The sequence below is a fragment of the Prevotella melaninogenica genome (assembly GCF_018127925.1).
GTDB classification, from domain to species: Bacteria; Bacteroidota; Bacteroidia; order Bacteroidales; family Bacteroidaceae; genus Prevotella; species Prevotella melaninogenica_C.
Window position 1 is genome coordinate 267,859 of sequence record NZ_CP072347.1, and the last position, 23,694, is coordinate 291,552.

Genomic DNA, 23,694 nt, shown 5'->3' on the forward strand with positions numbered 1-23,694 from the left:
AGATCTATGTTTGTAGTATTATTAGGCAATAGCTATTTAATTGATAACTCTCGTATCACCTGATTCTTTGAATCGGCGACATAAACCGTACTTCCGTCAGCACTCACGGCGACTCCCGTCGGCCAATTAAACTTGGCTAACTCGACACCACCATCGTGGAAACCTGCACTCTGTGGTACACCAATTGGTGTAGTAACGCGTGCGTTCTTACCTTGAGTGGTATCAATCATACGAATACAGTGGTTACCAGAGTCGGCAATATAAAGCTTACCGTCCTTGGTGAAGGTCATCTGACGTGGATAACAGAACTTAGCATTCTTCAACGCTCCGTCTTCCCATCCCTTACCTTCAGTTACGTTTACAGTACCGAAAGAAGAAATACCTGCGTATGGCTCACCTGCGTAAGTCAGAGAATCCTTGTCTGACAACTGGTCAACGTCAACATACCAAATCTGGTGTGCATCGGTGAATGAGATGAACAGACGGTTAGGCTGTGTAGGGCTGAAAGTACAGAAAGCATCTGAACCACCGCTTCCCTTAGGACCATCCTTACCAACACGCTTCAAGAGCAACTCTGCCTTACGTGTCTTAGGATTAATACGAATGAGCTGACCCTTAAACATCACAGAGTAAATCATCTGGTCGTTCTTGTTAATCACGAAGCAATACTTCCAGTTGCTTTCGTCAAGGTTTGCATAACCGTTAGGATTGATGAACTGCTGCTTGTGAACGGCATAACCCTGAGCCTTCAACAGACTATAATACTTACGTCCGTTATCGTCTGGTACATATACACCCTCATAACCATCAAGTGTTGAGTAGGCTGGCGCATTAATTTTCTCGTCTTTTTTACTATTCACCTGAAGAATTGAAATCTGATCTCTCTTCAAGTCAGCTTTTAACACCATACCTCCGACATTCTCATTCTTCTCATCACGGCATTCGATAAAAGCATCACTTCCATTAGCTTTAAAACTATCATCAAATCTATGCTGTACGATAAAGATATTGTTATCATTGTCAACACAAAGATAACCCGGAGCTGAAAGATTTGATGTCAACAGCTTGTCTATCTTTGTAGCGTGCGCATCACTTGTCTGTGTTCCAACAATTGTTGTAACAGCAGTCTGTGTGATATACTTAAAGTCGCGGCTACCAGCGCCCTTAATGGTATCAGCACCGTTAGCACGTGTCACCTCAAGTTTGATGTTACGCTTGTAAGTCAAACCAGCTGGCACATAGCAATAAAGCTTTTCGCCATTAGATGATACAAGACCACCACGGTGGCGACCTCCATCTTCATCAACATACCAAAGTGCAAGACCTGTGGTATCAGTACCAAAGTTCTTACCAGTGATAATCATTGGGGTGGCAATACCACCACTGTCGGGATAAAAGTCACTAATGACAATTGGTTGTGATGGGTCAAAAGAAGTACCTGCTGTGCCTCCTACCTCTTTATCAGAGCAGGAAACCCATGCGAGCGAGCCCATCAAGACCATCCACAAATAAGATTTGAAAAGTCTCTTCATAGAAACGGTTTAGTTAAATTGATTATGGTTTTTAATTAAATTTTATTCTTTAGGTAAATGTCAGTACACCCTCTTAGGGGACTGACAAATTTAGAAAATAATTTTATATTATGTACTCAATACAATTATTTATTAACTATTTTTAAATGTTAAAATGTTAAATGCGCTGAAACTTGTAAAAGAAAGAGGATTTCAATAATAAAAAAACATAAACGAAACAAACGGCCTCACCCCCCAACCCCCTCTCCTACAGAGAGGGGGAGCGGCCCCACCCCCGACCCCTCCCCCATAGGGAGGGGAGTAGAATGCGCAATATCCCTATTGATTAGGAAAGTTTTTAAGTTATCTCCAAGCAAATTGTTTCCTACACTCCCCTCCTTTGGAGGGGCTGGGGGAGGTTTCAGGGATATCGCGCATTAAATCCCAATCGCCCCTTGCAATAATAACATTTTGTCCGTTTTTTTCAATTCTCCCTTTTCAATCTACGCTCTTTACGGTTTGAAAAGGGCGTTAAATACATTTGAAAAGGGCGTTACTTGAAGGTGAAGTAACGCCCTTTTGAAGTCTAATTAAGCACCTTTTCTTGCACAATATTATAACAAACTGAACTACTGATAGTTACAGAGGCGAAGAATAAAGGCTTTATTTGTGTTTTTAAAGGGCTGACAACAGAGAATCATGTAAAGATAATTCAGAATCTTAAAAATGAAGACAGCATCAAAATCTTACTTTATTATTATTTGATGAATACTTAGCCACAAACAAAACGGAATTATAATAAAAGTTAAAAACATACCCCTCTACACTTTTGTATTATAATTAATTGTATATTTGCACATAATATAACTATACCTAAAAATCGTGAAACTTAAAATCTATATTTATCTAACTTTTCATCTACTGTTTTTATGTAGCAATAGAGTGTCTTCACAGACGCCTATTGTGAAGGGGAGCCTGTCATATGTCATAGATACGCTTTCGCTTACTTCAAATAATGCCCAGATAGAAAAGCTTAAGTATAAAAACGAACTGTTACGTTATGAAAACTATAAAAAGAGCTACTTACCCTCTATTAGTTTTGCGTTGTCTCCTATTGGCTTTAATCGCTCATTAAGGCTTATGCAGGATCCTACAACTGGTAGTTATACGTATGTAAAAGATTACTCTAACAGCAGTAGTGTCGGACTTACTATACATCAAAATGTACCATTTACAGGAGGTCAACTACAAGTTGGAAGTAGTTTAAACTATCTGAACGAATTTTCTTATCATCGTAAGAGTTACAGTACCTCACCTTATTATATTAGTTATTCGCAAAATCTATGGGGCGGAAGAAAGCGTTATCTGCTGGAAAAGAAAATAGAAGAATCGAAGAACATGATTGCTATCAACAAGTTTTGTTCTAATATTGCGCAGATACAACAAAACATCTTAAGTCAATATATGGATGTTTTAGCAGCGAAAATGAGACTTAATCTTTCAAAGCAAACCGTTCTTAACAATGACACATTATTAGATATTGCACGAATAAAACTGGATAATGGTCGTATTACGGAATATGATTACAAGCAAATAGAGTTACAATCTTTACGAAGTAAATTAGACTCTGAAGATGCAATCCAAAACTATCAACAACTTTACCACCAGCTATTGACAAGTATTGGTACAACACAGGAGATAGCTATAGTTTCGCCAGAATTTGACCTTCCATTATCCATTGACTCTGTAGCAATATGGTACTATGTACGTAAGAACAATTCTTTTTATCAGCAGCAGGAACTTGAGAAACTTGAAGCAGAGCAAAATCTTTTCCTTGTTAAACTGGAAAATCGTTTTAATGCCAGTATTAGTCTTGGCTATGGAACAAACCAGTATGCTGAGCATTTAGTAGAAGCATACCATCATCCGAATACTCGGCAATCTATTCAGGTGGGTATTCAGATCCCTATTTTCCAATGGGGTATTAACAAGAATAAAGTCAAAATGGCGGAGAATATATTTCAGTCTAACCGCCTTGAACGTGAAACGAGACTAAGAAATTTTGAAAATCAGATTACAGAAAGAATTAATACCTATCGGTCGGCTGTCAAACTCTGGATGACAGCTAAACAATCCTACGAACTATCACAGGATCAATATAAACTTGCCTTGAAGAAATTCTCGTTAGGTAGAATTTCAGACTATGAACTATATATTGCCCAAAACAATCAATTTACCTCATTATCACAATATGCTTCTGCTATCAGACAAGCATACACTAACTACTATATCATAAGGGGTATGACTTTATATGACTTCAAAAAAGAAAGAGACTTAATTGAGAGTCTCGTTAAATAATTATTAATTAAAAACATTTTTATTATGAGAAAGTTAACAAAAGCTAGTCTTTCTGAATTAGCAGAGTCAAAGGAAATCATTTCGTTTCTTGAACAAAAAAGTTATGTAGGTGGAGGAACAGGAGAAAGTGGTGACCCATTTTCTTATCAGGAGTTTTTATCTCTGATAAATTCTAATCAATGGGCAGGTGGTTATGTTCAAGGTGTAAGTGAAATTAACGGTCAAATTACTTACAACGGGGGTTCTCTTTCTTATATTGGTTCAGATCTTGCTAAATATGGAGGCGGAACCCAGATTCCTGAAGCTGAAGGGTATAGTGGTGGAACTATGTATGATGGTGGTTCACATATATATGATGAGCCTAAGAGAGACCCTCTTTCGTTTGGGAAAAATGCCAATAAAAGCACAGTTTCAAATTATACAAGAGACTGTTTGTATAGAGTAATGAAAGCAACTGGAAACGATAATCTTTTTGTCACCAGTACTATACGTTCTGCTCATGACCAAGCACGCGTAATGTATGAAAATATTCTAAGAAAGGGTGTTCAATATCAAAAAAATAAATACACTGATATTGGAGACCAAGTTATAGATGTCTATAATGCAAAAATGAGTAGAGAGCAGAATATAGCTGCTATGGAAAGTAAAATTAAAGAATTAGGTCCAGAAAGAGTGTCTCACCATTGTGGGGATCATACTAAAGTAAATGTTATGGATGTTGCTATAAGTTCTGTTAATAACAGAACCTCCTTTGAAAATGCTTTGAAAGCAAATGGCATTAAATGTATTATAGAGAATGATTGCTACCACTTAGAAATAAAACAAAAATAAAATCTTATGAAAAAAATTATATTTCTATTTTTTTTACTTTATGGCTTAAATAGTTTTTCTCAAGATTTAAAAGGACTGTGTGGGGTTTATAAATATTCACACTCTGATAAATCCCAAAGTTCACTTGAAAATCAATACATAGTACTTGAAAAGAATGTAGATGGTAAGATTCATGGTAGATTTTATGCTACTACAGATGAATTTATTGATGCACGAGAAGGATACTCTCCAGGCTATTTTGTTACACCTATGGATAGTCTTCTCTTAATACATGATAGCATTATTTTCACTATAAATGTGTCATCTAAGGACCTTTTCAAGAAACCAATTCCACTCAAAATAAAAACTGCAAAAGATGCTCATAATCTTAAGTTTCCATTATGGAAAAGCGGATGGATAGGAGATATTTTACATCGTAAGTATGTAGGATATTTAGAAAATAATATGATTTTATTTTATAACACATACCTTAAAAAGAAATTAAAATTTTTAAAATATAACACAACTCGTCACAAACCCTCAAAGATAAACCGACAATTTTAAGTATAACTTAAAGTGTCAAAAGTATAATACTAATAGTTGTGGCATTGATGTCATTAGAGAAAATCTCTATTGGTACATTTTTACTAGACTAAGAATATTTCCTTAGTTTCAATTAAATGTACAGATAACATATTGTAGAAAGGTAGAGCATATTGTCTACATCCTTTGCACTATAATCCTAAAAAATTATATGGAGATATGGAAATAAAATAGGTTTCCATACTTCATATAATTTTTGAATAACAATAAATAATTAATCATATTCAATGAAAATAGCATTTCTCTCGAACAAAAATCCCAATGACTTTCACCTATGGTCTGGAACAACACGAAATATTTTCCAAGCCCTATCACTGCAGCATGAAGTGGTATGGATTGGAAGTAACTTGGTAGATGGTGGTGTTTGGCATCATCGTTTCAAAGGAAAGAGTGAAAGATATTACCCAGAGAATTATTCAAAGGATTTTGCAAGAATTCTGTCCACAGAAATTAAGAATGGTCGATTTGATGTGGTTGTAGCTTGTGATTACTATTTTGCATCTGACCTACAAATAAATATCCCTATCGTATATATCAGTGATGCGACGTTTGACCAATTCAAAGATTATCTTAATATTAAAGAAGGCTACTATCATGGTCTTGCAGAAGCAACAGAACAACGGTTGATAGACAATGTTGATGTTCTGTTATATTGTTCAGAATGGGTAAAAAACAATGCAATAGAGCATTATCATGCTGATGCACGTAAGATAAACGTCGTAGAATTCGGAGCTAACATCCCTGCACCCTTAAAGTATAAGATAGAGTCACCAACGGACGTTTGCCATCTGGTATTTATTGGGAGAAATTGGGAAAAGAAAGGAGGAGACAAAGCTCTTGCGGCTTACAGACACATGAAGGAAAAAGGATTTCCTTGTACGCTGACAATTATAGGCTCTACCCCACCTACAAAAATAGAAGAGGACGAAGGGCTCACCATCATTCCTTTTTTGGACAAATCAAAGGAAGAAGACTTGAAAAAACTTGATGAAATACTGTATAATGCGCATTTCCTCATTTTGCCAACCACTTTTGATGCTTATGGAATTGTTTTCTGTGAAGCATCAGCTTATGGAGTACCAAGCATAGCTGCAAATGTGGGTGGTGTGAGTCAACCTGTGAGGGAAGGAAAGAATGGTTATTTACTTCCACCTTCTGCTTCTGGTAAGGATTATGCAGAGAAAATCATCTCTATTTTCAGTAATCAAAAACAATATACCGCACTGCGTAAATCAAGCAGAAAAGAATATGAAAAAAGACTGAATTGGGATGTATGGAAAAGAAAAGTTGATATCATCTTTAGAAAAGCAATAAAACAAAAAAAGAGAGAAGTAGATTCCTCTACAGATTTTTATCTCCCTGTGTATGCCATCAACATGAAAAGTCGCCCTGACAGACGTAAGCACTTAGAGAAACAGTTCAGAGGGAAAAAAGAATTCGCTTTACATATCATTGATGCCGTTGAAGATACAAATGGAAGATTAGGACTATGGAAAAGCATGGTTAAGGTTGTAAAAACTGCTATAAGTAACGGTGATGATATTATGATTATCTGTGAGGATGACCATACTTTTACGCAGGACTATTCCAGAGATTACTTGTTCGCCAATATTATTGAAGCAGAAGAACAACACGTAGAATTATTGTCAGGAGGTATTGGAGGATTTGGACATGCCGTACCTGTATCTGCCAATAGATATTGGGTAGACTGGTTTTGGTGCACACAGTTCATCGTTATTTTCAAACCTCTGTTTAATAAGATCTTGGAATACGATTTTCAGGATAATGACACAGCAGATGGTGTACTATCTGTCATTGCTAAAAACAAGATGACTGTTTATCCTTTTCTGTCTATACAGACTGATTTTGGCTATTCAGATGTAACAGCCAGTAATGATAGATTTAAGGGACTAATAAGTCAACATTTTAAAGAGACGGATAAAAGATTGGCAATGGTTCATAACATATCACATCATTTTAACGACTGATATACAATATGGAAAAAGAAACAGTGCAAGAGCACACTGAATTAGAACAGAGATCAGAAGAAATACAGGCTATCATCGACCGTATGCCTACTTATTGGACCAAATGGGTTGCGCTTTGTGTGAGCGTACTTATGGGTGTTGTTATTCTGTTAGGTTTTTTAATCAAATATCCAGACACAGTAGATGGAGAGATAACAGTTACAGCCTCCAATGCTCCTATACGATTAGTTTCTAAAGATAATGGTCGTATTATATTGTTACATTCCAGCCATTCGAAAGTAAAAAGAGGAGAGGTTGTCGCCTATATAGATAATGGGGCTAACTATTGGCATTTATTACGTTTGGAGAAAATCATAGATAAAATGTCTAATACTGCATTAACCTCTGTAGTCATGCCAGATACATTAGTACTTGGTGAGTTAAGTACTGCCTATAATTCCTTAAAACTTGCCCACTCACAGTATCAACGACTGTTAGCATCCGACCTTTATGCAACGATGCGCCAAAGTATTCAAGAGCAAATAGCCTCTGACAAGAAAGTTATTACTAATATAGATTCGGAAATAGAAATAAAGAAAGAGGTACTTGATAACTCTAAAACACAGTTGAAGAAAGACAGTATCTTACTTGCTGCTAAAGGAATGAGTGAGATAGAGTACCAGAACCAACATACAAATCACCAAAATCTTCAAGCATCAAACATTGGGCTTCAGAGTAATCGGCAGATGAAGATGTCAGAAGTGAATAGGAACCAGACCGAAGTACAACGTATAAAGTTGGAGGAGACAGAAACAAGGGAAAAACTTTATTCTGAGTTATTAACCAAAAAGAATGAGTTGGCAAATGCTATTCTGCTTTGGAAAGAACGCTATCTAATAACTGCACCAATTGATGGAGAATTGGAATATTCTGGTTTTTGGCGTAATAATAATTTTGTGCAAGCTGGTCAAGAACTGTTCTCTGTTATTCCACATAAGAATAGCGTAATAGGAGAAGTTCAGATACCTTCCTTTGGTGCAGGAAAAGTAAAAGTAGGGCAACGCGCAAATGTAAAAATTAACAATTTCCCATACGATGAGTATGGGTTGCTACGAGGAAAGGTAACATCTGTTTCGCGGATTACAAATAAATTAAAAACGAAGAATGGTGATATAGACGCCTACTCTGTTATTATTTCTTTTCCAGAGGGGTTAATAACAAATTTTGGACAGCAACTGCCATTAGACTTTGAGTCGAAAGGAGTTGTGGAAATTATTACTAAACCTAAGAGGCTTATAGAAAGATTGTTTGATAATTTATATGCAAAAGGAGAAAAATAAAATATGTTGTTAAATAGATTTCCAGTAGAATACCAAATGGATTCACAAGACTGTGGTCCTGCATGTTTGAAAATTATTGCTAAACATTTTGGAAAGTTCTACTCTTTGCAGTCTCTCAGAGATAAATGCGGTATTACCAAAGAAGGCGTCTCATTGTTAGACTTAAGTACAGGTGCAGAAAGCATAGGATTACGCACATTAGCAATAAAATGTACTATTGATGATGTGGTAAATAGCGTCCCTTTCCCTGCTATTATTTTTTGGAAAGATAGCCATTTTGTAGTTGTATATCATGCTAACAAGAAATATATTTGGGTTTCTGATCCTGCAAAAGGTCGTATTAAGTATACTCATGAAGAATTTAAGAAAGGTTGGTATCAAAAAGGAGCTAAGCAAGGTGTATTGTTGGCTATAGAACCCACTGCAGAATTTAAAGACAGTAAAGCAGAAAGAGAGCAAAGAAAGAATACTTTTTCGAGTATTCTAAAATATTTTACTCCTTATCAGCGTAACTTTACACTGATTTTTGTAATCATGCTCCTTGTAACAGCTTTACAAGGCATGTTGCCATTTATTTCTAAAGCAGTTATCGATGTAGGAATAAAGACCTCAGATGTAAATTTCATCAATATGGTCTTAATTGGAAACATATCTATCCTGCTTAGTGTGATGATATTCAATGTAATACGTGACTGGATATTGATGCATATTACAGCAAGAGTAAATATTGCACTTATTTCAGATTATCTTATTAAACTGATGAAGCTTCCTGTTACTTTCTTTGAGAACAAACTCCTAGGTGACATTCTTCAAAGAGCACAGGATCATGAGCGAATACGCAGCTTTATCATGAATAATTCATTATCTTTGATATTTTCAATATTGACATTTGTTGTATTCTCTATCATCTTACTGATATACAATGCTATCATTTTCTATATCTTTATATCTGGCTCAATTTTGTATGCTGGTTGGGTATTGTTATTTCTCAATATTCGCAAAAAAATGGACTGGGAATATTTTGAGTTACTTTCTAAAAATCAGAGTTACTGGGTTGAGACGGTATCTTCCATCCAAGATATAAAAATTTATAATTATGAGAAACATAGACGCTGGAAATGGGAAGAGATACAAGCACGTTTGTATCATGTAAACAAGCGCGTATTAGCTATTACAAATGCACAGAATCTTGGAGCACAATTCATTGAGAGTATTAAAAATATGGGTATTGTATTCTTCTGTGCCACAGCAGTAATTAAAGGAGAGATTACGTTTGGTGTGATGATTTCGACCCAATTCATAATAGGTATGCTCAATGGTCCCTTAGTTCAATTCATCAATTTTATTGTATCTGCACAATATGCAAAAATAAGTTTCCTCCGAATTAATGAGATCAAACAATTAGAAGATGAAGAAGAATTATTGTCAGTTGGTAGTACTACAATTCTGCCAGAGAACAAATCACTTATATTGGACAACGTAAATTTCCAGTATACAGCCAACTCACCATTAGTACTACATAATATTTATTTGCACATTCCAGAGAATAAAGTGACCGCTATTGTAGGAGGTAGTGGTAGTGGTAAATCAACCTTATTAAAACTTTTAGTCCGTTTATATAAACCTAGCTATGGAGATATAAAAATGGATAAAATGAATGTAAATGCTATTAATCTACGACAATGGCGTAGTATGTGTGGTGTAGTAATGCAGGATGGAAAAATTTTCAGTGATACAATATTAAACAATATTGTCTTAGATGACGAACATATTGATTATGAACAACTACGGAAAGTTTGTAGAATAGCACAAATAGAAGATGAAATAAATGCAATGCCAAAGGGGTTTGAAACCAATATCGGTGAGAATGGTCGAGGTTTAAGTGGAGGACAAAAGCAAAGACTTTTGATAGCTCGTGCTCTTTATCGTAATCCACAATACCTTTTTCTTGATGAAGCCACAAATGCATTAGACACTATCAATGAAAAGAAGATAGTTGAAGCTTTAAATAATGCATTCCTTCAGCGTACTGTTATTGTTGTTGCACATAGATTAAGCACGATTAGAAATGCTGACCAAATTGTGGTTTTAGACAAAGGGTATATTGTTGAAGTTGGTAATCATGATTCATTAATGGAAAGAAAAGGTCATTATTTTCAAATGATTGCATCCCAAATGCCTTCATTGGATACATAAACTTATTCCACATATAGGTTCCTAAGAGTAAAGTTCCTAAATGGACTGATAAATACAATTGGGCTCTGGCATAAAAACACATACAGTGCTTTATCAATGCTCTTAAACCCAATTCGGTCATTAGAGCCTAAACATATTGTGGTCTAATGACCGATTTGAGTTTATATACAAAGCGTTTATCCCAGAGAATTATCAGGAATCTGTACGCTACACCTCCGTCGCTCTTTGTGCCGTCGGCACCTCCGTGATATAGCCTTAACCTCCGTCTCCTCCGTCCCTCCATGTGCCTTATTATCTAACCATTTTAGTTTATCACTTCATATTTGGGAATAACCAATATCCTTTGATTCGCAAGCCCAAAAGCCGCTGCAAACCTTTGAAAAATCATTACATATCCTCATCCAAATCCCCTTCAAAATCACGAAAAAAGACATCTAAAAAGCGACTCTGTAACCAACAGAGAATCAAGTGGTTATAAAGTAGCAAAGTAAAAGGTGCTTAATTGGACTTGAAAAGGGCGTTAGTAAGGGGCTTAAAGGGCACCTTTTGCAAACCAAAAGGGCGTTAATTGAAAGCCAATTAACGCCCTTCTGAATGATAGTGGACAAGTGGACAAGTTAGACAAGTAGACAAGTTAGACGAGTGGACAAGTTAGACAAGTAGACAAGTAAACAAGTTGCTTGTTAACTCCTCTACTCGTCTAACTTGTTCACCCGTCAACTTACCATGTTACTTTGTCTTTCTTCGCAATCAACTTGTCTACTCGTCAACTTGTTCACCCGTCAACTTACCATGTTACTTTGTCTTTCTTCGCAATCAACTTGTCTACTCGTCAACTTGTTCACCCGTCAACTTACCATGTTACTTTGTCTTTCTTCGCAATCAACTTGTCTACTCGCCAACTCGTTCACTCATCAACTTACCATACAAGCAACTTGTTTACTCGTCAACTTGTCTACTTGTTAACTCCTCTACCACTCACTTCACGAGCATCTTCTTACCATTACGGATAACAACACCCTTATGACTCTTGCTAACTGTCTTGCCTGAGAGATCGTAAGTGGTAGCTGATTCATTCTGGAAGATAAGAGCGTTGATGCCAGTAGAAGTCTTCTTAACCTCTGTAGGAACGAAGGTAGAGCCAGCATCCTTACCACCAGTCCAGTAAGCGAGGTTGCCGTCAGCACGATAGTTCAAGCCGAAGCCCTCTGGATTACAGATATAGAAACCTTCATCATCATTTGGGCTTATTGTCACAGTCCAGTCGCTGGTGTACCCTGCAGGTAGGTTGTCAGCAGGCAGAAGGGTAGCGTAAGTGTTACCGCCAGCCTTAGCTGAACCCTTTGGAGAAGCCGATGCGAGGACCATTGTAGGACCCATTGCCTTGTTGATGAGGCGGAAACCGCTGTAAGGATTACCTGTCAATGCCCAAAGAGCATAATCAGTAGTGATGTAAGTCTCGTCAATGAAGTAAACGTTAGGTGTATAGTTTCCTGACGAAACCCATCTTGGCTGGTTGCTCACCTTGAGGTTATACCAAGTAGTGTCGGCTGGTGTAGCCACCTTCATTGGGGCTGTCCATGTAGCGGTAATACGTACTGTAGCTGGCAGACTTGTGATGGTCTCCTTGTCAGCTGTCAGTTCAACATAGTCTCTGCTAAGTCCTTCAGGAATCGTCACAGCACCAGTCTTCGCACCATTGACAACGGTTGAATAGACAAATTCATTGTTGAAGTAAACCTCGTAGGTCAAAGCTGTCTTCGCATCAATGAAGATACCCTCAAGTGACACATCACCATCAATCATCTCAGCAGGGAGGGTGAAGGTTCCATCAGCATTGAAACGCTCACGTGGAATCAGCTCGTCAACATACTGATAGGTGCCATGGCTGATACTATCGCCAGTGAGGTTGTAGCCGTGTCGCACCTTCAGACCGCTGAAGTTAAAGCCATGTTCAGGCTTCATCTTGATAGTGTAAGGCTTACCGAATGGGATAGAGATACCGTTCAGCTCAGTACCATCTTCTGCAACAACCTTACCATTGAGTGCACCTTGATAAATCTTCACATTGTCTCCATGAACATTCAGGCGCACATCGATGGCACCACCACCATTGTTAAGGATGTGGTTGTTGTTCTCAATGCTACCTCCTGCGTCTGCAGAGTTCCAATCCACTTTGTAACGCATACGATAGAAACCGTGCTGAAGGTTGCTTGGAAGGGTAAATTCAGGCATAACGAGGGTGTTACGACCATTACCAGAAATCTCTGTTCCTGCGCTGTTGAAGCCAGAATTCTCGTCCTCTCCACTGAGGAAAGAGTAAGCCAACAACTCGTTACCAGCGTTGGGAACAATCTGACCGCCCTCTACCTTTGGCTCAAAACGGCCGTTGTTGTTCAAGTCAAGATAAACATAGCTGTGCATCCAGATACCCTTGTACTGAACCGCTGGGTTGAGTGTCTCACCCGGTTTAGCCAAGAACGCCTGCTTGCTGAGGCAGGTGTAAGCTGGAGTTGATGTGGTAATGTCACCATAGACACTGAATGTCTGGTCGCCAAGGCTGATACCCTTGAGTCCACGGTCACTACGTGAGCATTTCGCATCCTTGCTATAATTCATCGGATAGTCCTCACGATTGGTTGTTGTGAAAGCCTCGTTGTTTACGACGATATTGTCGATATAAGCAAGGAAATCATCTTTCATACCGTTGGTGTCCTCACAATCGACAACAACAACAAGACTATGGATTTCAATGCCACCTGCTCCCTTAACTGGGAAAACAGCATCTACCCACTTATTTGGCTCTATCTCTCTTGTTGAAAGCTCCCAGAACTGCTCTGTGTCTGTGCTCTGACCCTTACGATCCGTACGCTTTCCGAGTCCGATAAGCATCGTACGTCCTGCCTTTGGCTTGTGAATCATTACGTGTACGTACTTTGTTTCTTTGGTCAAAGCAAATGGCTGCTTAAGGTCGATGCGCGCACCGAAAGTGTTTGAGCCAAAGCGTGAACGCTGGAAGCCCAACACATTGTCAGAAGCATTTGGTGTAGCCTTCAGTATCTCGTCGTAGTTTTTATCGATATTGCTTACTACTTGCACGTTTCCTTCCAGTGCAGCAGCTTGCTTGTTTTGGCTGCGGAAAGGCGACTTCAGCCAAGTATCGTAGACACCTAACGCCTTATAGTTCTGATTTTCAAAATCTATTCTAACCTCTTCTGTGGTCTGTGCATGAAGTAAAGAGGTGCAGAACAACAAACCACAGGTAGCTAATATATTCTTTTTCATATTGTTTCTCAAGTCAAACGATTAATAAATTGCAATCTCACTCATTACAGGACAAGCCTTAGCATCCTTGATATGAATGCGGATAGCCTTAGCCTCATAGCCCGAACCATAGCTGTTTGCGGTACTTCCGTTGAGCGGAATGATACGTTTATAGCCGATAGTGGTTTGCTTTACTTTGTTGGCAAGTGGCTTCCATGTGCTGCCATCGGTGGTATATTCGATTGAGAAACTCTTTACACGCTGTCCAAGTCTTACATACTCCTGCAAGGTTACGTAGCGAACAGTCTGTGGGCTGTTCCATTTGAAAGTAAGGGTAACATCCTTTACATCGTCCTCTGCTGCCCAGTAAGTATCTGGATTCTCATCAATGAGGTTGTTAACAACATAGGTACGTGTCGCCCCATTGGCACGTGTACTGGTAGCTTCAACGGTAGCAGTCTTGGCAAGATTGGTCTTGAAACGGCTCTTCAACATAGTTCCGAATTCCTTCAGACGATTCACTTGGTTCTGTGGTATTCTTCCACTTCGGTCTGGAGGACAATTCAGAATGAGGGTTGCATTGCGACCAACGGTCTCTAAGTACATCTGGAACGTGCGTTCTGCCGACATTGGTTCACAACCAGGATGCCAGAACCAACCTTTGTCTGTAAACTTAGCATCGCTCTCGCCAGGGAGCCAGAACCAACCGTTCTCTGTGCCATACATACCATTGCGCTCAGGAGCATAGCCACGATTCTCATTACACCAGTTGGTCTCGCCTGCCCAACCGTCCTCATTACCAATCCAGCGTGCCTCACCACCGACACCCCAAAGGATGATATTTGGGCTGAGTTTATGGATAGAATCACGGAGGTTGGGTACGTCATAGTAGGTTGCACGGTCAATATTGATGGTCTTATTCTTACCACCATAGTAGCCATTCCCACCATTTGCACCGTCGAACCACATCTCAAACTGGTCTGAGCCATACTTTGCAAGCTCTGCACACTGCTTCAAAAAGACGTCCTTCACATAGCTGTCCGTACCGTAAAGACCACTGTTGCGGTCCCAAGGAGATACGTAGAAACCATATTTCATATTCAACTCCTGTGCTGCTTTCGCAAAGAGATCAGCAATATTCACCTGCGCATTAGGGCTTGATGAGTTCATGCTTTTATGATCTGTTGTTTCTGTAGGCCACAGGCAGAAGCCATCATGATGCTTCACAACAGCAATACCGCCCTTCATTCCAGCCTCTTTTACAGCCTCTAACCACTGTCTTGGGTCTGGCTTTGCTGTCGGAGCAAAAGTATTTACATCTTCATCACCATTACCCCATTCCTTATTGGTATAGGTGTTCATGCCATAATGGAAGAAGGCATAGAACTCTGTTTGTTGCCATTTCCACTGGCGGTCAGTGGGTACAGGGAACACTGGGCGCGGCTCGTTCTCCGCATTGGGAGCGATTTGCGTCTTAAGGGTCATAACGGTATTGGTCTGAGCAAAGCTCGTAGCCGATGCCGTTAGGGCAAGTGCAGTAAGCACACCGTGTAGAAATCGGTTATTCATATTAGGTTTTTTAGTTCAGCAGCACTTTAGACGTAGCATTTTATAAATATTTGATTGACAATGTTTAGTTTAGGTTTTTTGTCATTGCAAGCAACCTGTTTGCCTCTGTGCTGCTATATCAAGGCACCAAGTCGCTCAAAAGATAGTCGCAAATATACGAATTAATTTGGGTATTCGTGTAACTTGGACTATAGTTTTTTTTTAGTGGGCGTAAAAACACGACGAATCATGAGTTGATTCTTCATGTTTTCTCTTATCATCCTGCCTGCTTATTACTACCATAAGACTTCGAAAAATCACTACATATTTACCGTCTAAATCCCCCTTAAAATCACGAAAAAAGACATCTAAAAAGCGACTCTGTAACCAACAGGGAATCAAGTGGTTATAAAGTAGCAAACTAAAAGGTGCTTAATTGGACTCCTAAAGGGCGTTAGTAAGGGGCTTAAAGGGCGTCTTTAAGAAGCCAATTGGACGTTAATTTGCCCCTTAATGAGCATCACTTGATTTTCAACTAAGTGAAAAAATCTGACAAAACAGAGCAGAGTAACAAGAGAACAAGTAAATAACGATAAGAGTTGACCAACTAAATAACGTTAAGAGCAGACCAACTTAATAACGTTACGAGTAGACAAGATACTTGTAATTACACAAATAACTCCTCTACTCGTTCACTTGTTAACTAACCACAAGGGGTATCCCGCATTTCACGCCCCTCCCTTTGGGGGAGGGGTTGGGGGTGGGGCTGCTATCTCTCTCACACATTTCACTCCCCTCCCTTTGGGGGAGGGGTAAGGGGGAGGGGCTGGTTTATGGGCTGGTTTGTGGTTGGTTCTACTTTAACTCCACTTCCTCCAACTGCTTATCCACCAACAGGCCCTTGGCTGTTGTGTTCTTAACGGTGAATGGCTTGAGGGCTTTCATACGGATGACGAGGAGGTCGGCATCGCCATTGAACGTATGGTGGTCGCCCACATTCACGAAGGTTGGATAGAGAACCTGAGAACCATCGCTGTGATGACGGTCGTAGGTGAAGTTGCGCATTACCATTGATGGGTCGGTCTCAACCTTAACGAACTGCAATTCCTTCGGACTATATGGGAAGATAAGGTTGAAGGCATTGACTGACTGCAGGTCCTTACCCTTCACCTTGATGATGACATCGTCGCCTGCAGCATAAGACTTACGGTTGTATTCATAATAAACCTTACCGCCAACAGGGGCTACGTCATCGTCGTTCCAACCATCCTCAAGGTGCATGGCAACATTAGAAATGTCGTAAGCATCAATGAGACCGTTGCCGTTGATGTCGCCACCAGAGATATAACCGTCGAAGTCGGCATCGCCCTTCTTAAGTCCTGTATAGTTCATATAAGAGGTGAAATCGTTCTCGTCTACCTTACCATCGAGGTTGATATCGCCTGGCAGAATAGTCTTTGTGCCTGGCACTTTGAAGACATAGAACTCACGACCAGAGCCAAAGTTGCCGACAGCTTCCTTCACGCTCACCTTCACATAACGTGCCACTGGGTGGGTAGAGAGCGTCACTTCCTTCGTTCTACCATCTCGAGCCCACTGCTGTGGACCGATTTCTGTCCAGTTTCTACCGTCTTTGCTGACAGCGATATCACACTTCGTAATCGTACCGTTACCGCCATTCGCACGTGGAACATACTGCAGTTTGTCGAGGGTGTTGGTGCTGTGGAGGTCGACAGTGAAGTCGAATGGCACCGCCTTCGTATAATAATAGGTGTGCCAGATGTCGCCAGTCGTACTGAAATCAACGAGTCGGTGGATCTCGAAACCTTCCATATCACGGGCAGTAGAGGTTGCGGTAAGTCCTTGGATAGCATACTCCAATGGGTTGACAGCCGTCTTCACGTGTAGTGGCGTCCACTCACTTGCGCCCTCACTGTTCACTGCACGCACCTTGAAATCATAGTCGGTGGCAGGCTGGAGGTCGTCGAAGAGGAGCGAGTTGTGGCGGATAGTGGTATAAGTCTGACCATTGAAGGCTATCTCATAGTAGTCAGCATCCTGCACAGGCTTCCACTTTGGAGTGATACTATACGACTGGACATCAGCCTCAAGGAGTTCAGGAGCTGTCAAAGCACCCTTCTTTCGCAAGGTTTCATTCGACTTATTCAGACGTGTGAAGCCATCCACGCGGAGCATTACAGCCTCCTTTGTGATGTCGCAGGAAGCCAAACGTACGATGATTTGGGCATTTTTAGTTACCAGTAGGCGTTCCATCTCGCTGTTAGCGGTTGAGAAACGGTTGATATTCGAAGTCTGAACATACTGCCATGTGTTATCACCCTGCTCAGCCTCTGTGAGTCGAATCTTCTTCCCACCGATAACGGCTGTGATCTTCTTAGGCTTCGCATTGGTGTTCAGATAGAAGGTTGTTGACTGATTTTTCACCATTCCATCGAACGTTCCTTCGGTCTTGTCGATACTTACGGTCAGCACCTGCTTATCGTTAAGATCGGAGGTGATGCGGGTTGTTGCCTTCTCATTAGAGAGATATTTCTGTGTTGTACCGTCGTCATCATAGAGTGTAAACTCGGTCTTGCCGTCTGGATAGAGTTCAAAGACACGACGGTTCTTGTCAATCTCAGAAGGGTTATTATTCGCGTTGACCATCGGAATGATAGCACCCGACTTCACCAAGACAGGCAACTTCCAGATGGGTGCGAAGTAATCGTTGAGTATGCAACCACCTTCGTAAGTAGCACCCGTGAAGTAATCGTACCATGTTCCCTTTGGTAGATAGATGCCATTGCGCACATCGTTGCCCTCCTTGTCGGCTGCCGTGTTCTGATAGATAGGTGCAACGAGGAACGAAGGACCATACATATATTGATAGCGTGTAGCACTGCTGTGGGTGTAATCGTTGCTATCATCAAGGAACATCGCACGCATGAGTGGCTTGCCAGTCACTGCCTCATAGGCACATGAGTAGGTGTAAGGCAGAAGCATTGACTTGAGTTTGAGGTAAGAACGGTTGATACTTGTGGCTGGTTCGCCCAAAGCTTGTGGATACTTAGGGTTGCTACCCCATCCATCCATATTCAACTGCATAGGTGTGAAGGTCTTCCATTGGAAATCACGGATGTTCACTGAGAGGTTCTTTCCACCAAAGATACCGTCCATATCGCTCGTAATATTACCCATTCCAGAGAGTCCAGAGCCGATATAAGTTGGGATGTGGAAACGAATATACTCCCACTCGCCACCGGTCTGATCGCCCGACCATACACCACCATAACGCTGTGTACCAGCCCAGCCGTCGAGGGTGATAATGAACGGACGCGCATCGCTGCCGTAGTAAGGCATGATATTAGCCACATCGGCAATACCATTGAGTCCAAAGGAATAGCCCGCACCGACCCATGCTACGTCGGTCTTCAACACACGTACGCCAGCATCACGCACCTCTTTCACGATGTCACGCTGCAAGAGAGCAGGGATGCTATCGACTGGGTGGAGGTTTGATTGTGTCCACAAACCAATCTCTACACCGTTCTTACGCGCATAATCACCAAGGCTCTTGAGGTTGGCTATATTACCATCAAGGGTGGTAGTTTGCCCATATCCAGCTCCGTAACCATCGTTAGGGAGAATCCAACCCAATGGCATATCGTCTTTCTTATATCGATCGATAACGGCACGTGCAGAGAACTGATAGTTCTGCTTTTCGCCATTGAGGCTTTCCTTGATACCGCCATTGTCCTTCTGACTTTCTACATATCGCTTGCCGTCTTCAAAGAGGATTCCCTTTCCGTCTTCGGTTGTCTCTTTCCAATAGTCGCGGTTGTAGGCATTTAGGTGACCCTCATAAAAAGCAAACTTTGGCAATAAGACGGGGTTACCGGTTAGCTGATAATAATCTTGAAGCAAAGAAACTGGGGTTGTGTCGACCATCAGGAAGAGGTCGAGATAAGGCATATCGTGACTGATTGTCACCGTGTTCTTATCCGTACTTCCGAAGTCGTAGGCACCGGGAGCAAAGGTGTAAGGCATGGCTGCATAGCCCCCTGTTGACCAATAGAACGGAGCTGGCGAAGCAACACCGCCATCGGTCCAGCTGTTGGTATTGACAATCTCAATGCGTTTGCCACGATGTGAGAAGCGACCGTTTTGTACACCGCCACCATAGAAATACTCTCCTGCTGCATTGGCGAGGGTAACGGTGGTGCGATTCTTCTGGAAGTCGACTCCCTTCACCTCCTTAATAACCTCCTTACCATTGCGAAGGTCGGTGACAGTCATCAGCCCCGTGCTGCGGTCGAAGCGCACACGCACCTCAGCTGTTGCGACTGCTACGTCGGCATCGGTCTCATTAACGCTCAATCGTCCTGCGTTCTTACGTGGATTATCGAGGAGGATACGTGCTGGAGGATTACTAACTGGATCACAAACGATACCACCCTTTGGGTCGCGAAAAAGGCGAAATACATTCTGACCATAGAAGTCTACTGTCATCACGCCACCGTCGCTATAAGTAATCTCTACCGTTGTTGGATTGATTTGTCGAATACCACTCACTGCCTTTCCGTCAGCGAACGCAGTCTCTCCCACTGCCAATAACAAGGCAGCAAGTAAAATCTTGGCTTTCTTCTTTTTCATTTTATAGATCTCGTCGCCCGTCCCCAAGCTTAGGTTTACTTGGTTTCCGAACTCCTTTTGGTTTTTAGCTAATAGTTGTTTTTGTTACTGAGTGGCAAAGATACACCATATTTTTATAAACTACAATTATTTAACTAAGATTTTTTTAACTAAAAACACGAAACTTGGAACTTTGAACTTGGAATTTTGAACTTTATGATTTGAACTTTCAATGACTACGAATTTCGCTAATTACGCAAATCCTTATTACTATATAATTCGTGTCATTCGCATATTTCGTAGTTACCTCTTTTGATTGAAACTACGAATTTCGCTAATTACGCTAATACTTAATTGCTAAATAATTCGTATCATTCGCGTAATTCGTAGTCAACTTTTTGATTGAAACTTGGGGTTTGAGACATCCTATTTGGGACTTGAAACACAGAGGTTTTTAGCTTTTTATGCGCTCTGTTATTACTATTCATTCATTAATTATTCGTTGTCTAAATAGGTCGCTTGGTATAAAAAAAGAACGATTAAAGTTGACAGACTCGGAAATAATTAATACCTTTGCACCCAGAAAGATTGTAATAATTACAGAACAAGAACACAATAGATATCCAACTGATTGTCAGTGGGTATAAAAGCGATCCTATTCGTAATTCGTACACATATCATTATTATAATACAAGAACATTATACAAATACAAGAACATTATGAAAAAGAAATTTATTTGCACCGTTTGTGGTTACATCCACGAGGGAACAGAGGCTCCAGCAGAGTGCCCAGTATGCCACGTTAAGGCTGAGAAGTTCAAGGAGTTCAACCCAGAGGCTTTGAAGGGTACTAAGACTGAGCAGAACCTTAAGAACGCTTTCGCAGGTGAGAGCCAGGCACACACAAAGTATCTCTACTATGCTTCAAAGGCAAAGAAGGACGGCTATGAGCAGATTGCTGGTTTCTTCGAGGAGACAGCACGCAACGAGAAAGAGCATGCTAAGATTTGGTTCAAGTTCCTCCATGAGGGTGATATCCCTACAACAACTCAGAATCTCGCTGACGCAGCAGCTGGTGAGAACTACGAGTGGACCGATATGTACGAGCAGATGGCAAAGGATGCTATGGAAGAAGGCTTCCCTGAGTTGGCAGTTAAGTTCCGCAGCGTTGGTAAGGTTGAGAAGCACCACGAGGAGCGTTACCGCAAGCTCTTGAAGAACATCGAGGATAGCGTAGTATTCTCTCGTGAGGGTGACTGCATCTGGCAGTGCCGCAACTGTGGTCACATCGTTATCGGCAAGAAGGCTCCAGCTGTTTGCCCTGTATGTAACCACCCACAGAGCTTCTTCCAGGTTGAGGAGTCAAACTACTAAATCGACGCAATAATAATTCCACAGCGTTAGTCACATACCGTGCCAAGGTCTTTGCGGACCTTAGCACGGTTTTGTTGTAAGTAGACAAGTGAACAAGTTGACGAATAAACAAGTTGCTTGAATCAAAGACAGAGTAACATAGTAAGTGGACAAGTGAACGAGTAGACAAATGAACAAGTTGCTTGTATCAAAGACAGAGTAACATAGTAAGTGGACAAGTAAACAAGGTGATTGTTATAAAGGACAAACTCGTTCTCATGTTACCTTGTCTTTGATACAAGCAACTTGTTTACTCGTCTAACTTGTTCACTCGTCTACTTGTTAACCATGTTACTTTGTCTCTCTTCGCAAGCAACTTGTTTACTCGTCTACTTGTTCACTCGTCAACTATCGTAAACTTAATTCACAGACTGAAAAACAGAAGGGCGTTAATGACATTCAAATTAACGCCCTTTTAGCTTGCTAAAGATACCCTTTAAGACCCTTACTAACGCCCTTTTGGAACCTTACTAAGCACCTTTAAAAACACATCATCACAACTAATTGATAATAAAATACTTACAAAGACTCCGAAATGACACATTTTTAACCCTTTCCCCTACCCTTTCATCAACTAAAATGTAAAAGAAATTCGAATACATATTACGAATTTCTCTAATCATTATTGCAAAGTAATACCAACTACGAATTTCACTAATTACGCTAATGTTTTTTATCCTTTGAACTTTGAGGTTTGAACTCCTTTACCTTTGAGGTTTGAACATTGAACATTGAACTTTATGATATGTACTTTTAATGACTACGAATTTCTCTAATTGCACGAATTCTTATTGCATAGCAATTCGTGTCATTCGCGTAATTCGTAGTGCTTTATTGGGAGTTGACGAGTGGACTGGTTTACGAGTTGACAGGTTGTTTGCATCAATAAACCACAGTTAACAGTAGTAATCATAATTATGAATTGTGAATTATGAATTATGAATTAATAAAGGATTATGAATTAATAAAGGATTATGTGAATTAAACAAAAAGCCCCCGAAGTAAGGGATACTTCGGAGGCTGAGTAGTTTGCACTACTATGTGCACATAGGTTAAGGATTATTCGTATGCGCCAATCTCGCTGATAGAGAAGAGAGGATAGTCGCCTGTATCAAAGGTCTCGAGGTTGGAAAGTCTTACATACTGACACTTCACTGGAGAACTGAACACGATTGGGAATGGAGTATCATCATCGTATTGAGTTGATGTGGTGGCAGTACCCATGCTTGTCCATACCTTACCATCTAAGCTGGTTTCTACTGTGACCTTCTTAACGCCATATCCATAGCTTGTGAAGCTGCTAAGAATACCTACACCAGACAAGGTCCTAACACTCTTAAACTTAATGACGAACTGTGGGTTATAATACAAATATGAGTATATATAGGTATTAGGATCACCATCATTCAACTTCTTAGCATTTGAACCTCTGAGTGAAGTCAACATATCGTAGTCGGTCAGAGCAATCTGCTTGTCGGTGTCGAGGGTGCCAGAAGCGTTGATATTGTTGAAAGAGAAGTTGGTTGCTACTGCTACCTTCGTGCTTGTCTTTGCTGTTTCAGCACCGTCAACACTCTTGATAACAACAGATGTAACGCCGTTCTTCAACATTGTCAGGTTCTTGAGTGCATCACCATTCACCAACTTAACGACGATTGGTTCAGATACCTGCTGACCCTTAGCGATCGTTACAGATGTCTTGCTAAGGCTGATAGCGTCAGTGCTCATCACCTCTTCGCTACTATTTGCCTCAACACCATCAGATGTAGCAGCCAATGTTACTGTAACATCCTTCTCTGCTGGAGAAGAAAGACGAACATAGAAATTTGCGCTATCGCCAGCCAAGGTAACAGCTGATGCAGACTTCTCACCAGCGAGCAACAACTTGTTGCCGTCACTGGTACCAGTATAGAGGTAAGCCTTCGCAGAGTAGTTCTCTTCTGCAGTTGGGTAGAGCGTGCTACCAACTTCTGGCTCGCTCTGACAAGATGCCAGTGTGGCAGCAACCAAAGAGGCTGCCAGCACTGACTTGAATACGTTTATTTTCATATT

At 40.6% G+C, this 23,694-nt stretch carries 12 protein-coding genes; 7 read left to right on the forward strand and 5 right to left on the reverse strand.

What is annotated here, in order from left to right:
• Positions 1-32: 32 nt before the first annotated feature.
• On the reverse strand, positions 33-1,532 hold the full coding sequence (locus J4861_RS01115; RefSeq protein WP_211816369.1) for an IPT/TIG domain-containing protein: 1,500 nt from the start codon (positions 1,530-1,532) through the stop codon (positions 33-35).
• 861 nt (positions 1,533-2,393) lie between these two features.
• On the opposite strand from J4861_RS01115, the gene J4861_RS01120 reads away from it, so the two are divergent.
• The 6 genes from J4861_RS01120 (at position 2,394) to J4861_RS01145 (ending at position 10,785) form a co-directional block, all read left to right on the forward strand.
• Positions 2,394-3,869 carry a TolC family protein gene (locus J4861_RS01120; RefSeq protein ID WP_211816371.1) on the forward strand — a complete coding sequence of 492 codons (1,476 nt, stop codon included), beginning with the start codon at positions 2,394-2,396 and terminating at the stop codon, positions 3,867-3,869.
• A gap of 24 nt (positions 3,870-3,893) precedes the next feature.
• Entirely contained in the window at positions 3,894-4,700 is an 807-nt protein-coding gene (locus tag J4861_RS01125; RefSeq protein WP_211816372.1) for a hypothetical protein, read from the forward strand.
• A 6-nt stretch (positions 4,701-4,706) separates the two neighbouring features.
• Positions 4,707-5,243, forward strand: a complete 537-nt coding sequence (locus tag J4861_RS01130; RefSeq protein ID WP_211816373.1) for a hypothetical protein — start codon at positions 4,707-4,709, stop codon at positions 5,241-5,243.
• Positions 5,244-5,509: 266 nt separating this feature from the next.
• Positions 5,510-7,270 carry a glycosyltransferase gene (locus J4861_RS01135; protein ID WP_211816374.1) on the forward strand — a complete coding sequence of 587 codons (1,761 nt, stop codon included), beginning with the start codon at positions 5,510-5,512 and terminating at the stop codon, positions 7,268-7,270.
• 8 nt (positions 7,271-7,278) lie between these two features.
• Positions 7,279-8,589, forward strand: a complete 1,311-nt coding sequence (locus J4861_RS01140; RefSeq protein ID WP_211816375.1) for an HlyD family secretion protein — start codon at positions 7,279-7,281, stop codon at positions 8,587-8,589.
• Positions 8,590-8,592: 3 nt separating this feature from the next.
• On the forward strand, positions 8,593-10,785 hold the full coding sequence (locus J4861_RS01145) for a peptidase domain-containing ABC transporter (RefSeq protein WP_211816376.1): 2,193 nt from the start codon (positions 8,593-8,595) through the stop codon (positions 10,783-10,785).
• 978 nt (positions 10,786-11,763) lie between these two features.
• Here J4861_RS01145 and J4861_RS01150 read toward each other — a convergent pair.
• The 3 genes from J4861_RS01150 to J4861_RS01160 all read right to left on the reverse strand — a co-directional run bounded on the left by J4861_RS01150 (position 11,764) and on the right by J4861_RS01160 (position 20,250).
• Positions 11,764-14,070 (reverse strand): GEVED domain-containing protein, encoded by a 2,307-nt coding sequence (locus tag J4861_RS01150; RefSeq protein WP_211816377.1) that lies wholly within the window; start codon positions 14,068-14,070, stop codon positions 11,764-11,766.
• 21 nt (positions 14,071-14,091) lie between these two features.
• Positions 14,092-15,618 carry an alpha-L-fucosidase gene (locus J4861_RS01155; RefSeq protein WP_211816378.1) on the reverse strand — a complete coding sequence of 509 codons (1,527 nt, stop codon included), beginning with the start codon at positions 15,616-15,618 and terminating at the stop codon, positions 14,092-14,094.
• A gap of 834 nt (positions 15,619-16,452) precedes the next feature.
• Entirely contained in the window at positions 16,453-20,250 is a 3,798-nt protein-coding gene (locus tag J4861_RS01160) for a TIM-barrel domain-containing protein (RefSeq protein WP_211816379.1), read from the reverse strand.
• Between the two features lie 699 nt (positions 20,251-20,949).
• Between J4861_RS01160 and rbr the strand changes: the two genes are divergently transcribed.
• The gene (gene rbr / locus J4861_RS01165; protein ID WP_211806310.1) at positions 20,950-21,603 is read left to right on the forward strand and encodes a rubrerythrin; all 654 of its coding nucleotides are present in this window, start codon (positions 20,950-20,952) and stop codon (positions 21,601-21,603) included.
• 1,098 nt (positions 21,604-22,701) lie between these two features.
• Here the strand turns inward: rbr and J4861_RS01170 are convergent.
• Entirely contained in the window at positions 22,702-23,691 is a 990-nt protein-coding gene (locus tag J4861_RS01170) for a discoidin domain-containing protein (protein ID WP_211816380.1), read from the reverse strand.
• Positions 23,692-23,694 lie beyond the last annotated feature (3 nt).

Excerpts from the sequence above, each read along its gene's own strand:
- rbr (WP_211806310.1), top strand. The coding sequence starts at position 20,950 with ATGAAAAAGAAATTTATTTGCACCGTTTGTGGTTACATCCACGAGGGA.
- J4861_RS01130 (WP_211816373.1), top strand. The coding sequence starts at position 4,707 with ATGAAAAAAATTATATTTCTATTTTTTTTACTTTATGGCTTAAATAGT.
- J4861_RS01125 (WP_211816372.1), top strand. The coding sequence starts at position 3,894 with ATGAGAAAGTTAACAAAAGCTAGTCTTTCTGAATTAGCAGAGTCAAAG.
- J4861_RS01145 (WP_211816376.1), top strand. The coding sequence starts at position 8,593 with ATGTTGTTAAATAGATTTCCAGTAGAATACCAAATGGATTCACAAGAC.
- J4861_RS01115 (WP_211816369.1), bottom strand. The coding sequence starts at position 1,532 with ATGAAGAGACTTTTCAAATCTTATTTGTGGATGGTCTTGATGGGCTCG.
- J4861_RS01140 (WP_211816375.1), top strand. The coding sequence starts at position 7,279 with ATGGAAAAAGAAACAGTGCAAGAGCACACTGAATTAGAACAGAGATCA.
- J4861_RS01160 (WP_211816379.1), bottom strand. The coding sequence starts at position 20,250 with ATGAAAAAGAAGAAAGCCAAGATTTTACTTGCTGCCTTGTTATTGGCA.
- J4861_RS01155 (WP_211816378.1), bottom strand. The coding sequence starts at position 15,618 with ATGAATAACCGATTTCTACACGGTGTGCTTACTGCACTTGCCCTAACG.
- J4861_RS01135 (WP_211816374.1), top strand. The coding sequence starts at position 5,510 with ATGAAAATAGCATTTCTCTCGAACAAAAATCCCAATGACTTTCACCTA.
- J4861_RS01150 (WP_211816377.1), bottom strand. The coding sequence starts at position 14,070 with ATGAAAAAGAATATATTAGCTACCTGTGGTTTGTTGTTCTGCACCTCT.
- J4861_RS01170 (WP_211816380.1), bottom strand. The coding sequence starts at position 23,691 with ATGAAAATAAACGTATTCAAGTCAGTGCTGGCAGCCTCTTTGGTTGCT.